This window comes from Streptomyces sp. NBC_01267 (assembly GCF_036241575.1).
Lineage (GTDB): Bacteria > Actinomycetota > Actinomycetes > Streptomycetales > Streptomycetaceae > Streptomyces.
Genome location: NZ_CP108455.1, coordinates 1,025,547 through 1,040,683, shown reverse-complemented (window position 1 = coordinate 1,040,683; position 15,137 = coordinate 1,025,547). Strand labels below are relative to the sequence as shown.

Below are 15,137 nucleotides of genomic sequence, written 5' to 3'. Positions count from 1 at the left end.
GCGGGTGCGGCGGCTTCCGCCACCGCGGCCGGTACGCGCCGCGCGCTCACGGCTCGTACGGAGCGCCGGCGGACCGCCCCGCAACCGGCAGGAGGATCAGCGGAGTTCCGGGCACGGCCTGCGCCGCGGCCCCGAGCCGGTCCTCCGGCACCACTCCGATCACCGGGTAGCCGCCGGTGACCGGATGGTCCGCGAGGAAGATCACCGGCAGCCCGTCCGGCGGCACCTGCACAGCCCCCAGGACCATGCCCTCGCTGGGCAGTTCGGCATCGCCGGAGCGCTCCAGCGGCGGCCCCTCGGTGCGCAGCCCGATGCGGTTGCTCGCCACCGACACCCGGTAGACGGCCCCCGGCAGGCCCCGGAGCGCGGCCTCGGTGACCCGGTCGGCGCGCGGGCCGAGGATGAGGGGCAGCACCAGTTCGGCCGGGGGAGCCGGGAGCGGCAGGGCATCCACCCCGCCGGGCAGCGCGCCCGCCCGCCCCAGCGGCAGTCTCCGGCCGGTTTCCAGCGGCGCGGGCCCGAGCCCGGAGAGCAGGTCGGTCGAACGGCTGCCGAGCACCGGCTCCACGGCGATTCCGCCGCCGAACGCCACATAGCTGCGTACCCCGCCGACCGCGCGGCCCACATCGAGGACCGCGCCGGACGGCACCAGCACGGGCGCGCCCCAGGCAGCAGGACGGCCGTCGATCCGTACCGGACAAGGAGCCCCGGTCACGGCCGCGGTGACGTCGGCGGTGGCCCGTACCGCGGTCCCGTCGAGCGTGGTCTCCAGGGTGGCAGCCTCCGGCGCGTTGCCGGTGAGCAGATTCGCCAGCCGGTGCGCGGCCCTGTCGAGCGCGCCCGAGTGCGGTACGCCGAGATGCGCGTAACCCGGACGCCCGAGGTCCTGAACGGTCGTGAGCGCTCCCGGGCGTACGACCTCCAGGCTCATGCGAGGTCCTCCCCGGTGAACCGCACCCGCGTGCCGGGGACCAGCAGGGCCGCAGGCTCGCGGGCCGGGTCCCACAGGACCGCGTCGGTGGATCCGATCAGCTGCCAGCCGCCGGGGGAGGAGCGCGGGTAGACACCCGCGTACGTGTCGGCGAGGGCGACCGATCCGGCCGGAACACTGGTGCGCGGTGTGGCGCGGCGCGGCAGCCGCAGCCGGTCGGGCAGCCCGGTCAGATAGCCGAAGCCGGGGACGAACCCGCAGAAGGCGACCCGGAATTCGAGCCCGCCGACGATACGCGGCACCTCGGCGGGCTCCACGTCCCAACGGCGCGCGACCTCCGCCAGGTCCGGGCCGTCGTAGCGCACCGGAATGTCGACCCCGGCCTCCGGTGACGGTGCCAGGGGAGGCACGGTCCAGGTGACGAGCCGCGCGGCGAGCGCTGCCGGCCGCTCCAGACCGTCCAGCAGTACGGTCCGGGCGGCAGGCACGATCTCCCGTACCCCGGGCAGTTCGCCCGCCGCGCGACGGCGCAGCAACTCCGCGTGGAACGCCTCCGTCTCCTGCGCCGAGTCCAGCTCGATCAGCAGGGCGCGCTCTCCCACCGGGAGCGTCCTCACGCGAAGGGCTCCAGGACCACGCCCCCGGCGAGCAGTTCACGGCGGACCCGTAGTGCCAGTTCCGCGGCCCCGGGGGTGTCGCCGTGCAGACAGAGCGAACGGGCGTCGACGACGAGCCGCTCGCCGGTGACCGCGGACACCGAGTGGTCGCGCGCCATGGAGAGGGCACGGGCGACCACCGCCTCCGGGTCGTGCACCACGGCGTCGGGCCGGGTGCGCGGAACGAGCGTGGCCTGCGCGGTGTACGCGCGATCGGCGAACGCCTCCTGAACCGGCACGAGCCCCGCGTCACCGGCGGCCTCCAGCAGCCGTGACCCGGGCAGTCCGAGCACCGGCAGGCCGCCCCCGGCGAGCCGTACGCCCTCGACGACCGCAGCGGCCTGCTCCTCGTCGTGGACGGTGCGGTTGTAGAGCGCGCCGTGCGGCTTGACGTAGGCCACCCAGGCTCCGGCGGCCCGCGCGAACACCTCCAACGCACCGATCTGGTAGGCCACTTCGTCGGCGAGTTCACGCGACGGTACGTCCATCGCGCGCCGCCCGAAGCCGGCCAGGTCCCGGTACGAGACCTGGGCCCCGATCCGTACTCCGCGTGCGGCGGCAAGCTCGCAGACGCGGCGCATCGTCGAGGGGTCACCGGCGTGGAAGCCACAGGCGACATTGGCACTGGTGACGACGGAGAGCAGCGCCTCGTCGTCGGTGAGTGTCCAGCGGCCGAACCCCTCGCCGAGGTCGGCGTTCAGGTCGATCGTGGTCATGGCGGTCGCGGTCATACGGCTCCCTCCGGGGGCAGCAGCCTAGCTGTCGCCGGCCGTGCGGGCCCCCTGGAGCAGCCGTCCCATCCGCGCCGTTTCGACCGTTGTCGGTGCGAGGACCTAATCTGTGCAGCGTGACTTCGCCTGCCTCGACGGAATTCGTTCCGCCCCAGCTCAGCGCGGGGCCGCGGCCCGCACCGGGCCCGGCCGCCGACGAAGGGCTCGCGCGGCGGCTGCGCGCGCTCGCGTGCACCGCGCCGCTGCACGATCTCGACGTGCGCAAGGCCAATCTGGCCGGTGAGTTCACGGTCTACGCGATGGCGGAAGTCGCGCTGGCCGCCATCGATCTGGTCACGCTCAACATGGACTTCGACACCGGGGCCGACCACGACCAGATAGTGGCCAGGCTGCTCCCGCGCGTCGCGGCCCAGGCACCGCACCGCCCGGCGGAGGAACACGAGCGGGTGGCCCGCTGGGTGCTGGAGAACCTGATCAACGTCGGCAGCGTGGACCGGGGGTTCCGCGCGGTCTACGGCACTTTCGGCCCCGACGGCGCCTATGTCCGGCGGGACTACGACTTCAAACTTGTCGAGGAGGTCCCCGGACACGGCGGGACGGTCTACCTGCGCACCACCGACGAGGCGGTCAATGTCCTGGTGGGCGCCCTCGACACCGATGTGACCAGCGCGCAGATCGCCGCCGAGGTGAAGCTCGAAGTGCTCATCAGCCGGGGCAGGCTCGCGGACGCGCAGCTCGCCGCCGAGCAGGCCAGGTACCGGACCGTGCAGTACGCGGAGACGCTGCGCAGGACCCTGGAGGCGACCCGGCGCAACGTCCGCGCGGTCGACTGGCTCAAGGCCGTCCCGGACATGATCGACGAGGCGCTCGACCACGTCGCCGACCGCTACCGCCACGAGAACGCGATCCTCACCAACATCCGCAAGGCCAGGGACGAGGCGGAGGAGCCGGAGAACAAACGGCGCGCCGCCGAGCTCGTGGACATAGTCAAGGACTGCATCCGCCGCCACACCCAGCTCCAGTCCCGGCTCCTGGAGGCGGGACCGCTCTTCCGCGCGGAGCAGGACCGGCAGGCCTTCGCCGCCCCGACGGCGAGCGCGGGACTGGATCTGTACGGACAGCTGGTGGCCCCCGTGCTGCCGTTGCCGCTGGAGCAGGCCATCCGGGTCACGGACGCCTTCTTCGCGCGCGGCACCGGACTGCGTACACCCGTATCGGTACGGGTCGGGGACCTGGTCGACATCCTGCTGACCCCGCCGGCGGAACGGGAGCACCTCGGCGTGGAGATGCCCGAGCCCGATCTCATCGCGACCCCGGACGACAGCCGGTTCAGCGAGGAGCAGCTGGCCGGTGCGACGGAGCTGCTCGACCTGGAGCACGACGCCCCCCGACGGCTCTCCGGGCTGCTGGCCGACGCCCGGCGCCGTGATCCAGAACTGCCGTACCTGGTCGCCCTGCTGGCCATCCACGCGGCGAGCCCGCCGGTCGGCACGGCCTATCGGCAGGGAGAGCAGCGGCTGCTCTTCGCCGTGGACGACGGGACCGAGCTGGACGACCCGGAGTTCGGCGGCGCCGACCTGATCGTCGGTACGGCGCTGCTCGACACGGTCGGAATGGCCGCGGGCCGTACGGAGGCGGGATGAGGGCCGAGCCACGACCGGTGCCCGGCCGGACGACACCGGCACCGGCACCGGCACCGGCACCGGCCCGGACACCGACCGGCTGCGTACCGACCGCGTACGGACCCGTCCCGTGCGCAGCCACCCCGTACGTACCGACTTCGTATGCACCGACCGCATCCGCATCCACCGCATCCACCGCATCCACCGCGTGCGGGACACCCTCGCGCGTACCGACCCAGGAGCCGCAGCCGTGAGCGAGACCCACGCCGAGTACACCGCGTGGAGCGAGCCGGACCAGGCCGACAGCGCCACACCGTCCGCCGCCGCGGCCGGTTCCGCGGTGACCCCGGCCGATGCCGCCGACGCGGCGCGGCTGGTCGCCTTCGGCCTGCAGCCCAAGCTGCTGCCCGCCCGCGACGCCGAATACGCGGAGCTGCTGCGCCGCTACCGCGAAGCCCCGGCCTTCGCCCGTCTCGCCGACGCGATCGCCACCGGACTCGGGCTGGTCGTCCTGGAGGTCTCGACCCGCGCCGGAATGGCCGTCGCCGCGGGCGAGGACTCGGTCTTCGCCGTACGGATGGGTGACTACGCCCGCCGGGCGGCTGCCGACTCGGCCGACCGCTTTCTGCACGGACTGGCTCATCTGGCCGTCGCCGCCATGTCGTTCCCGCGTCCGGAAGACCTCGCCGACGACGGCTACATCGGCCGCATCACGGTCAACGGCGTCGACGCGTTCGTCCGTCAGGCCTGCCGCCGTCTGGAAGAGCGCGCCGAGGAGCAGGGCGAGAACAGCGACCCGGCCACCGAGGCACCTGGCCTCGAAGCGGCCTGGCGCATCTATGCCCGGCGCAGCTCCACCGGCGCCACCAAGGACGCCAGACGACTGGCGGGTTCCACCACCGGAATCGTGGCCAAGGCCGTCGTCTTCCTCACGGAATCGGGATTCCTCCAGCGCACCGGTGACGACGCCGGAGGCGCGTACCGCACCACTGCCCGCTATCAGCTCCAGGTACGCGACATGGCGGGCAGTGCCGCCATGGCCGAGCTGTTGGAGCTGGGGGTCGTACCGGTGGGCGACGGCACGGCGACACTCGTGCCGCCGTCCGAGGCGGACGACCTCGAACTGGCCGCCGACGCCGGCCTGCCCTTCCACACCTGACCGCTCACCGACCCGAAACCGCCCCGAACGCCAACTGCCCCACTTGCACTGCTGCCTGACTGTTCCTGACCGATACCGCCTGATCTCCCTTCTCCCTGACAACGACGAGAGTCCGCCGCCATGTACGAGCTGTCCCGGGTCCGCCTCTACTCCATCGGACCTGCCGGTGCGCGCTACGCCGACACCGTGCTCGACCTGCGGGGAGTGGGCTCTCCCGTGCCCAGCCCGGCCCCGATGCAGGCGGAGTTCTTCGAGGCGGAGCCGGTCGGTCCGCCGCGCCGGCCGGCTCCGGCCGGGGTCCTCTTCCTGGAGAACGGCGGTGGCAAGTCCGTCCTGCTGAAGCTGATCTTCTCGGTGATGCTGCCCGGCCACCGCAACACACTGGGCGGGGCCAGCTCCGGTGTGCTGCGTAAATTCCTCCTCGCCGACGACTGCGGCCATGTCGCCCTGGAGTGGCAGCACACCCTCACCGGCGAGCTCGTCGTCGTCGGCAAGGCCAGCGAGTGGCGGGGGCGGCAGGTCTCCAACGACCCGCGCAAGTTCGCCGAGGCCTGGTACTCGTTCAGGCCGGGGCCCGGCCTGAGTCTCGACTCCCTCCCGGTCGCCGAATCCACCGCCGTACGTCCGCCGGTGGAAGGTGTGTCGGGGGCCCGGGGCCGCCGCCGGACCATGAAGGGCTTCCGCGACGCGATCACCGAAGCGGGCAAGGCGTATCCGCATCTGGACGTGCAGTGGGAAGAGATCCACGACCGCTGGAACGAACACCTCGGTGACCTGGGCCTCGACCCCGAACTCTTCCGCTACCAGCGTGAGATGAACGCCGACGAGGGGGAGGCGGCCGGTCTCTTCGCGGTGAAGAAGGACTCCGACTTCACGGACCTGCTGCTGCGGGCCGTCACCGACACCCGTGACACGGACGGCCTGGCCGACCTCGTCGCCGGCTTCGGCAACAAACTCGGCCGCCGCGCGGAGCTCACCGCCGAACGGGACTTCACCGCGGGCTCCGCCGATCTGCTCGGCCGGATCGTCGAAGCCGCCGAAGCCAGGTCGCGGTCCCGGGACATCCACGCGGGCGCCGAGCGCCGTACCCGCACGCTCGCCCGCAGGCTCTCCGCGCGCTCCGCCCAGGAGCGCGGCCGGGCCGCCGACCTGGCCCAGCAGGTCACCTCCGCCGCCCACACCGTCACCGAGGCCGAGGAGGTCAGGGGACGCAGCGCGCTGATCGCCGCCGAACTCGCCTACCGGCACGCCTCCCTGGCACTCGCCGTCGCCGAGAAGTCCGCGGCGGCGCAGCGCAGGGAACTGGCCGACGCGCGGACGTTCCACTCGGCCTGGCAGGCAGCCGAGGCCGTACTGCGTCACCGTGCGGCGGCCGACCGTTCCGCGCGCGTCGCCGTAGCCATCCGTGAGGCCGAACGGGACGCGGCGCCCGCACTGGCCGCCCGGGGCACGGCCGCGGCCGACCTCGTCCGGGCGCTGCGCACGGCCGCCGAGGCCGGCGAGCGGCGCGCGAACGAGGAGGAGGAGCGCGCCGCCGCACTCCAGGAGGCGGGCGAGGCCGCGCACCGCGACGCCACGGCAGCGGCCACCGAAGCACAGCGTGCCCGCAGCGAGGCCGGACATCTGCGCCAGCGCCTCACCGAGGTCGGCCAGGAGACCGCCGAAGCCGTCCGCGCGGGCTGGCTCGACGACACCGCACCCGACGCCGACCCGGCGCGCGCCGCACTGGCCGCCAGCGACGCGGAGAAGTCCGCGGTCGCCGCGTGGGACAGCGCCCGCGAACAGGCCCGCACCACGGCCCAGCAGGCCAAGGAGGCCGCCGCCGACGAAGCCCGCGCCGAGCTCGCCGCAGCCCGAGCGGCGGACGCCGCGCAGGCCACCGAGCGTGCCTACGCGGCGGAACTGCGCGAGGCCGGGTCCATCGCCTCGGAGTACCGCCTCGCCGAACTGCTGAGTCTCCCCGGCACGGCGACCGTGGGCCTGCCGGGCCCCCGCAGCGGCGCCGGGACCCCGCAGCAGGACCGCGCGGGCACGGCCGAGGACCCGCCCGCACGTGCCGCCGGCGGCGCGGCCCAGGGCGCTGCCGACGACAGGACCGAAAGCTCCGCCCGTACGCTCACCCGGGGTTCGCTCACCGCCGAGGAACTGGACCGCAACGCGGAAGAGCTCCAGGCGCTGCTCGACCGCGGTGTCACCTCGGCCGAGCGGCAGCTCTTCGAGCTGCGCACCGCCGCCGCCGACGACGCCCGCATCCTCGGCGCACTCGGCGACGGCGGGCTGCTGCCCCCGGGACCCGATGTGCTGGCCACCGTCGAATTCCTCGGCGAGCACGGCATCCCCGCACTGCCCGGCTGGCGCTATCTCGCCCAGGCGGTGGACCCCGCCGACCACGCAGCGGTGCTGGCCACCAGGCCCGAGCTGGTCGACGGCGTGGTCATCACCGACCCGGCCGCCCACACCAGGGCCCGCGAAGCACTCACCGGAGCGGCCCTGCTGCCGCGCTCCGCCGTCGCGGTCGGTACCGCTGCCGCCCTGCTGGCGCCCGTTCCGGGACCGGGACCGTCGGGGACCGGGAGCGACATCTTCCTCGTGCCGCCGAACCCGGCCATGCACGACGAGCACGCCGCCGACGAGGAACGCCAGGCACTGCGTACCCGCGCGGGCGACCGCGACGAGGAGATCCGCCGACTGGCCGCCCGGCTCGGCGGCGACCGCACGCTGGCCGCCCGGCTCGGATCCTGGCGTGCGGACTGCCCGCCGGGAACGCTCGCGGAACTGGCCGCCGCGGCGAGCGCTGCCGAGGAGGCGGCCGGGACCGCGGGGACGGAACTCGAAGAGGCGCGTACGGCCCGCGCGGAGGCCGACGAGGCGGCAGCCGACGCGGCGCGGGAGCGGGACGAACGGCAGGACGTCGCACAGCGCGCCCGCCGGGTGGCCGACGCCCTCGCCGGACTCGCCTTCCGGCTCCGTGAACGGGCGGGCTGGCAGGTCACCCTGCGCGAACTGGCCGACGAGGCAGCCGAGTCGGAGACCCGGGCAGCGACCTGCCTGGAGCGGGCCAGGGCCGCCGACGAGGACCGCAGGGCGGCGCAGCGCGCCGCCGACGACGCGCACCGCACCGCCCGCGCGCTGCGCGCCGAGCGGGCCGAGATCGCCGGGGTGCCCGAGGACCTCCCCGAACCGGACCCGGACACCCCGCGCCCCGCACTGCCCGACCTGCGCGAGGCCTACCGCGCCGCCTCCCAGCTGTACGAGAAGGTCGGCGTCGGAGCGGACCTGCGCGCCGAACAGGCCAGGGCGGAGAGTGACGAGAGCGCGGCCCGCACCGAACTCGACCGGCTCAGCAACAAGGTCCGCACCCGCGCCGCCCAACTCCTCGAATCCACCGACGGCGCGGACGGCCCCTCCCGGCAGGCCGCGGCGGCCCGCGCCGAGTCCCTCGTCCAGATGCTGGAGTCGCGGGCGTCGGCCGCCAGCGAGCAGCTGGGCAGGCTGCGCGGCGAGGCCGAGCGGCTCGCACCGGCGGACGGTACCGAGACCCACACGGCGCTGCCCGCTGAGCGGGTGCCCGCGGACGCGGACGCCGCACAGGCCCTGCTGCGTACCGCAACCGCCGAACTGGCCGCCGGTACCGATGCGTTGGAGGCCTCGCGCGCGGCCCACGCCGAGCTGCTGCACGCCCACCGGGCGTCGGAGGATGCCGCAGGCGGCTTCGACGAGGCCGCGGCCCTGCTGAGGGACCTGCTCCGCGACCCGCACCGCGACGACGAGGGCGCGGCGGGCCCGGCGGCCACGGAGAACGCGACCCCCGAGCCGTTCCCCGGCACGCTGGAGGAGGCCCGCCGGTCGGCGGCCGAGGCCCGCCGCTCACTGCGCGGCTGCGCCGGTGACCTCTCCGGCGCCGAGTCCGCCGTGCGTGAGGCGAGCGACGTTCTCGTACGGCACGCCAACGCGACCCGCTACGAACAGGTCCGCACCCCGGCGCGCCAGCAGATCCGTGAACTGCCCGCCTCCGCGCTGCCCGAGCACGCCGCGAAGTGGGCGGCGGCCTTCGCCCCCCGGCTCCGGGTGCTCACCGACGAGCTGGAACAGCTGGAGCGCAACCGCGACTCGATCGTGGACCGGCTGCGCGGGCTGGTCGAATCCGCACTCACCACCCTCCGCTCGGCACAGCGGCTCTCCCAGCTGCCCGAGGGGCTGGGCGAGTGGTCCGGCCAGGAGTTCCTGCGGATCCGCTTCGACGAGCCCGACCAGGCCACTCTCGCGGAACGGCTGGGCGAGGTCATCGACGAGGCGACCAGGGCAGCGCTGAAGAAGAACTCCGACCTGCGCAGGGACGGGATGTCACTGCTGCTGCGCGGAGTCCACGCGGCGCTCGAACCCAAGGGCGTGGCTGTCGAGATCCTCAAGCCCGACGCGGTGCTGCGCGCGGAGCGCGTCCCGGTCGGGCAGATGGGCGATGTCTTCTCCGGCGGCCAGCTGCTCACCGCCGCCATCGCCCTGTACTGCACGATGGCCGCGCTGCGCAGCAACGACCGGGGTCGCGACAAGCACCGGCACGCGGGCACGCTCTTCCTCGACAACCCGATCGGCCGGGCGAATGCCACCTATCTGCTGGAGCTCCAGCGGGCGGTATCCGACGCCCTCGGCGTCCAACTGCTCTACACGACGGGCCTGTTCGACACCACCGCGCTCGCTGAATTCCCCCTGGTGATCAGGTTGCGCAACGACGCGGACCTGCGGGCCGGGCTGAAGTACATCAGCGTGGAGGAGCATCTGCGGCCCGGACTGCCCCAGCAGGACCCCGGCGGGGAGCAGGTGCACGGCGAGATCACCGCGACCCGGATGTTCAAGCGGACCCCGGCGGCCACCGAGCAGACCCCGGACGCCATCGACCGGGCCCCGGCGGGCGTACCCGTGCGGGAGTAGCGGCGGGCGCCCTGGGGCGCGGGCCCGGGGCCGCGCCGCCCGAGAATCCGTACGCCTCAGGGGCCGAGGACTCAAGACAGCGGGGCGAAGCTGCCGGACCAGGACCTGCCGGGCTCGGACATACCGGGTTCGGACTTGGGCTCGGACCTGCCGGGATCAGATCTGGGTCGAGAGCCTCGCCGAGCGGTTCGCCCGTATCCGCTCGGCGTCCCGCTCCTGCCGACGTGCCGCGCGGCGTTCCCTGCGCCGCTCCCTGCGCAGCCGGCGCGCCGTGCTGCTGGGAACCGAGGTGACGCCGTGGCGCTGGTTCCACACCTGCCGGGTGATCCAGACATCCAGTACGGCCCACGTCGCGACGACGGTACTGGCCACACTGCTGAGCACCATCGGGAAGGCGAGCCAGGAGTCCGTCACGGTGGACAGGAAAGCCGTCACCGCCTGGATCAGCGTCACGGAAACGATGAGCACGGCGCGCACCGCGCTGCTGCGCACCGGGTCCGGCATCCGTGGCCGCACCGCGGGCTCTTCGACCCACAGGGGCCGCACGGGGACTTCGCCCTCTTCGACGGCCATCCCTCTTCCCCTTCTCCCTCGACCCGCGCACACGGCCCAGGCGCTGTCCGACTCCAGAACGGATGCCCGGCTTGAGCCGGTTCAAGCATCCGCTGCCTCTCCTGCGCCCCTCGTACGCAAGGACGAACAACTTCCGGTAAAGATTCCCGCCATGCAGAGAATTCCGGCCATCCCCGCGGGTGTGGAAAGTGACGTACTGCCGGAGTTCTTCCGCCCGGTCGGGGAAGGCGATCTGCTGGGAAACCAGGACATGGCGTGATCAACTCCCGTACAGGAGGCCGAAAATAGTCCGGACGTCCCTTCGAGTTGCCTGTGAGGCAGTAGTAGGCTCGCGCCGTTTATTGCCGGAACACCACCCCCGCCGGGCGGGGTTGAGCTGGGGGAGGCCATGCGCTTTCGCGGGAGATCCGTCCGCAGGAAGATCGTGGCGCTGTTGCTGGTCCCACTCGTCGCGTTGACAGCGATCTGGTCGTTCGCCGTCTACCTCACCGGTCGCGACGCCCTGCAACTGATGCGCACCGGAACCGTCGTGAAAAAGGTGGGTCGCCCGCTGGTCGATTCCTTGCAAGAGGTGCAGAAGGAACGGTCGTTGACGCTCCGCTACCTCGTCGACCCGGGCGCCTCGGACGTCCTTGCCGCGCTGCGCGAGCAACGTGCGAGCACCGACGCCTCCCTGGCCACGTTGCGGCACGACACCGGAAGCGGCGACGTCCGTTCGGCACTCGACGAGGACGCGGGCCGGCGGCTGAGCGGCCTCATGGACGGGTTCGCCGGACTCGGTTCGCTGCGGCGCAACGCGGGCGACAACGAAGTGACGCGCCGCGAAGCGTACGACCAGTACAACCGCCTCTGCGACCAGGCGCTCGACCTCCTCGCCGACCTGCCCACGCTGCAGAACTCCAGTCTGGCCGAGCAGTCGCGTGCCCTGATCGGCGTCAGCCGGGCCCGTGAGGCGCTCTCCCGTGAGGACGCCCTGCTCGGCTCGGCCCTCACCGGGGGCCGACTGGACAAGCGGGATCTGCGGGACATCTCGGACCTGGTCGCCACTCGCAAGATGTACTACACCGTCAGCCTTCCCGCACTGCCCCGCCAGGACCGTGACGCGTTCAACGCCTACTGGAGCGGCCCGGCGACGACCCCGGTGCGCACCGCCGAGGAATCAGCGGTCAGCAGGAACCCGGGAAGCACCACCATCACCGGATCCGCCTCCCGGTGGAGCACGGACGCCGGACGGACGCTCGACCGCCTCGACGTGATGGGCGCCGACGCCCGCAAGGAACTCCAGGACCGGGTGCGGCCCGCCGCCTTCCGGATCTTCGCCAAGGCCGGGATCGCCGCGCTGCTCGGCATCGGCGGACTGCTGGTGTCCCTGATGGTGTCCGTACGCATCGGCCGGGAGCTCATCCGCGACCTGAGCCGGCTGCGCAAGGAGGCCCACGAGGTCTCCGGGGTGCGGCTGCCCAGCGTGATGCGCCGTCTCGCCGCCGGTGAACAGGTCGACGTCGAGACCGAGGCGCCCCGTCTGGAGTACGAGAAGGACGAGGTCGGCCAGGTCGGCCTCGCACTCAACACCGTGCAGCGGGCCGCCGTCGAAGCCGCCGTGCGCCAGGCCGACCTGCGCCGTGGTGTCTCCGAGGTCTTCGTCAACCTCGCCCGCCGCAACCAGGTACTGCTGCACCGGCAGCTGACGCTGCTGGACAGCATGGAGCGCCGCACCGAGGACACCGAAGAGCTCGCGGATCTCTTCCGTCTCGACCACCTCACCACCCGTATGCGCCGGCACGCCGAGGGCCTGGTGATCCTCTCCGGCGCCGCACCTTCCCGGCAGTGGCGCAAGCCGGTCCAGCTGATGGACGTCGTACGGGCCGCGGTCGCGGAGGTCGAGGACTACGAACGCATCGAGGTACGCCGGCTGCCGAGGATCGGCGTCGGCGGTCCCGCCGTCGCGGACCTCACTCACCTCGTCGCCGAACTCCTGGAGAATGCCACGGTGTTCTCGCCTCCGCACACCGCGGTGCAGGTGCACGGCGAGCGTGTCGCCAACGGGTTCACCCTGGAGATCCACGACCGTGGACTCGGGATCACCCCCGACGCGCTCCTCGACGCGAACCTGCGTCTCGCCGAGACCCCCGAGTTCGAGCTGTCCGACACCGACCGGCTCGGCCTCTTCGTGGTCAGCAGGCTCGCGCAGCGGCAGAACGTCCGGGTCTCGCTCCAGACATCGCCCTACGGCGGCACGACCGCCGTCATCTTCATCCCGGTGGCGCTGCTCACCGACGCGCCGGACAGCGAGGGACCCGACGCCGTCGGAGCCGGTACGGAGCGGCCCGGTACCGACGGAACCGGCTTCCGCGCCGACCGGCGCAGCGCACACAGGACCGGATCACGTTCCGTGCTCTCGCCGGTGCCCGGCGCCGGACGGCCGCCCGCGTCCGTACTGGACGGGCCGGTCGAACTGGAGCCGCCCGTCGAGGTGTTGGCGTTCGACGAGGCGGCGGACCTGGCCGACGAGGACAGCTCACCGGGCGGCATCTTCCGCAATCGCGCCCCGGCCGCTCCGCGTGACCAACATCAGCAGACCCCGGACGAGGGCACGGCACCGTCCGAGTCCGCGCGTCCCACCGGGCCCGTCGGGCTGCCCCGGCGCCGCAAGCCGCCGACTCTCGTCTCCGACCACGGACGCCGGGTCGACGGACCCGGGCGTACGGCGGAAGGGCCGGTACGCAGGACCGACGGGCCGGTACGCGTGACGGACGGGCCGGTACGCGTGCCGGAAGGGCCCGGCCGCACGGGGGACAGGCCCGAACCGCCCAGGGCCGTGCCCGCCCCCGGCAGTCCCGGCGGGCTGCCCCGGCGGGTCCGTCAGGCGAACATCGCCCCGCAGCTGCGCCGGGCGCCCGCACCCGCGGCTGAGCCGTCCGGCACCGCGGCGGACGAGGAACGGGACGCCGACGAGGTACGCAGCCGCATGGCGTCGCTCCAGCGTGGCTGGCAGCGGGGCCGCCGCGACAACTCGGCACAGGAATCGGCAGAATCAGCCGCCGTCGGCACCGGACCGGCCGACGGAGCACCAGGAACCACATCGGAGGGGACCGGTCGATGACCGTACCGAACGCAGTAGTACACAACGCCGCAGGGGGACCCGGCGAGCTCAACTGGCTCCTCGACGAGCTGGTGGAGCGGGTCGGCAGTATCCGCAAGGCACTGGTCCTGTCGGGCGACGGCCTCGCCACCGGCACCTCGAAGGATCTGACACGTGAGGACGGCGAGCACCTCGCCGCCGTGGCTTCCGGCTTCCACAGCCTGGCCAAGGGGGTCGGCCGTCACTTCGAAGCGGGCCGGGTCCGCCAGACCGTCGTGGAACTGGACGACGCCTTCCTCTTCATCACGGCCGCGGGCGACGGGAGTTGTCTCGCGGTGCTGTCCGACGCCGACTCCGACGTCGGCCTGGTGGCGTACGAGATGACGCTCATGGTGAAGCGGGTCGGTGCCCACCTCGCGACAGCACCACGGACCGGGCTCACCGCCGGAGGGTGAGGGGAACGCCATGAGCGACGGGGGCCGACCACCGGCACACCACTGGTTCGACGACGACGCAGGACCCGTAGTACGGCCGTACGCCATGACGCGCGGCCGTACCGGCGCCGAGGGCGGCCACCGGCTCGATCTGATCGCGCTGGTCGTCCCCGAGCCGGCGGCCGAGTACCTGGGCAGGGACCAGACCCTCTCGCCCGAACACGTGGACATCGTGGAGCGGTGCAGCGCCGCACCGCAGTCGATCGCCGAACTCGCGGCCGACTTCGATCTGCCCGTAGGAGTAGTACGTGTCCTGGTCGGCGACCTCGTCGACGACGCCCTTGTCCGTGTGACCCAGCCCGTACCGCCGGCCGAGCTGCCGGACGTCAGCATTCTTCGCGAGGTAATCAATGGCCTTCGGGCGCTCTAGCCGCAACCAGCAGCTCGTCGAGCCGGTGACCCTCAAGATCCTGGTGGCGGGCGGGTTCGGCGTCGGCAAGACCACCCTGGTGGGCGCGGTCAGCGAGATCCGGCCGCTGCGCACCGAGGAGACCCTCAGCGAGGCGGGCCGTCCCGTGGACTCCACCGACGGGGTGGAGCAGAAGACCACCACCACGGTCGCGATGGACTTCGGACGGATCACCCTCCGCGAGGACCTGGTCCTCTACCTCTTCGGTACACCGGGGCAGGACCGGTTCTGGTTCCTCTGGGACGAACTGGCGCAGGGCGCGCTGGGCGCCGTGGTGCTCGCCGACACCCGCCGTCTGGAGGACTGCTTCGCCGCGGTCGACTACTTCGAGCGGCGCTCCATCCCGTTCACCGTCGCCGTCAACTGTTTCGACGGGGCGGACCGCTACCCCGGGGACACCGTGCGCTCGGCCCTCGACCTGGACCCCGAAGTGCCCGTCATGATGTGCGACGCACGCGAGCGGGAGACGGTGAAGGACGTGCTCGTCGCGGTCGTCGAGCACGCGATGGACCTCGCCGGGAAGGCCCGCGCGCACGCCGTCACCTGAGACC

11 protein-coding genes are annotated in these 15,137 nt (G+C 73.0%); 7 read left to right on the top strand and 4 right to left on the bottom strand.

Annotated features, from left to right (window positions below; genetic code table 11):
- Positions 1 to 46: 46 nt before the first annotated feature.
- The 3 genes from OG709_RS04865 to OG709_RS04855 are packed head-to-tail and all read right to left on the bottom strand — an operon-like array spanning position 47 to position 2,318.
- On the bottom strand, positions 47 to 931 hold the full coding sequence (locus tag OG709_RS04865; protein ID WP_329164961.1) for a biotin-dependent carboxyltransferase family protein: 885 nt from the start codon (positions 929 to 931) through the stop codon (positions 47 to 49).
- Positions 928 to 1,548, bottom strand: a complete 621-nt coding sequence (locus OG709_RS04860) for a 5-oxoprolinase subunit B family protein (protein WP_266644071.1) — start codon at positions 1,546 to 1,548, stop codon at positions 928 to 930. The genes OG709_RS04865 and OG709_RS04860 overlap by 4 nt, the downstream gene beginning before the upstream one ends.
- Positions 1,545 to 2,318 carry a LamB/YcsF family protein gene (locus OG709_RS04855; protein ID WP_443068531.1) on the bottom strand — a complete coding sequence of 258 codons (774 nt, stop codon included), beginning with the start codon at positions 2,316 to 2,318 and terminating at the stop codon, positions 1,545 to 1,547. Before OG709_RS04855 ends, OG709_RS04860 begins: the two co-directional genes overlap by 4 nt.
- 116 nt (positions 2,319 to 2,434) lie before the next feature.
- On the opposite strand from OG709_RS04855, the gene OG709_RS04850 reads away from it, so the two are divergent.
- From OG709_RS04850 to OG709_RS04840, 3 genes are all read left to right on the top strand, one after another.
- On the top strand, positions 2,435 to 3,961 hold the full coding sequence (locus OG709_RS04850; protein WP_250306534.1) for a hypothetical protein: 1,527 nt from the start codon (positions 2,435 to 2,437) through the stop codon (positions 3,959 to 3,961).
- Positions 3,962 to 4,190: 229 nt separating this feature from the next.
- Positions 4,191 to 5,099 carry a hypothetical protein gene (locus OG709_RS04845; protein WP_250306557.1) on the top strand — a complete coding sequence of 303 codons (909 nt, stop codon included), beginning with the start codon at positions 4,191 to 4,193 and terminating at the stop codon, positions 5,097 to 5,099.
- 120 nt (positions 5,100 to 5,219) lie between these two features.
- Entirely contained in the window at positions 5,220 to 10,028 is a 4,809-nt protein-coding gene (locus OG709_RS04840; protein ID WP_329164958.1) for a hypothetical protein, read from the top strand.
- Between the two features lie 156 nt (positions 10,029 to 10,184).
- Here OG709_RS04840 and OG709_RS04835 read toward each other — a convergent pair whose 3' ends face one another.
- A complete protein-coding gene (locus tag OG709_RS04835; protein ID WP_250306536.1) occupies positions 10,185 to 10,601 on the bottom strand; it encodes a hypothetical protein in 417 nt (138 codons plus the stop codon).
- Positions 10,602 to 10,989: 388 nt separating this feature from the next.
- On the opposite strand from OG709_RS04835, the gene OG709_RS04830 reads away from it, so the two are divergent.
- Genes OG709_RS04830 through OG709_RS04815 form a run of 4 tightly spaced genes read left to right on the top strand, consistent with a single transcriptional unit; the run spans position 10,990 to position 15,133 of the window.
- Positions 10,990 to 13,704 (top strand): sensor histidine kinase, encoded by a 2,715-nt coding sequence (locus OG709_RS04830; RefSeq protein ID WP_326695247.1) that lies wholly within the window; start codon positions 10,990 to 10,992, stop codon positions 13,702 to 13,704.
- Positions 13,701 to 14,138 carry a roadblock/LC7 domain-containing protein gene (locus OG709_RS04825; RefSeq protein WP_250306538.1) on the top strand — a complete coding sequence of 146 codons (438 nt, stop codon included), beginning with the start codon at positions 13,701 to 13,703 and terminating at the stop codon, positions 14,136 to 14,138. Before OG709_RS04830 ends, OG709_RS04825 begins: the two co-directional genes overlap by 4 nt.
- Positions 14,139 to 14,148: 10 nt before the next feature.
- Positions 14,149 to 14,547 (top strand): DUF742 domain-containing protein, encoded by a 399-nt coding sequence (locus OG709_RS04820; RefSeq protein ID WP_250306539.1) that lies wholly within the window; start codon positions 14,149 to 14,151, stop codon positions 14,545 to 14,547.
- Positions 14,528 to 15,133, top strand: coding sequence for a GTP-binding protein (locus tag OG709_RS04815; protein ID WP_250306540.1), 606 nt, complete (start codon positions 14,528 to 14,530; stop codon positions 15,131 to 15,133). Before OG709_RS04820 ends, OG709_RS04815 begins: the two co-directional genes overlap by 20 nt.
- The last annotated feature ends 4 nt before the right edge of the window (positions 15,134 to 15,137 follow it).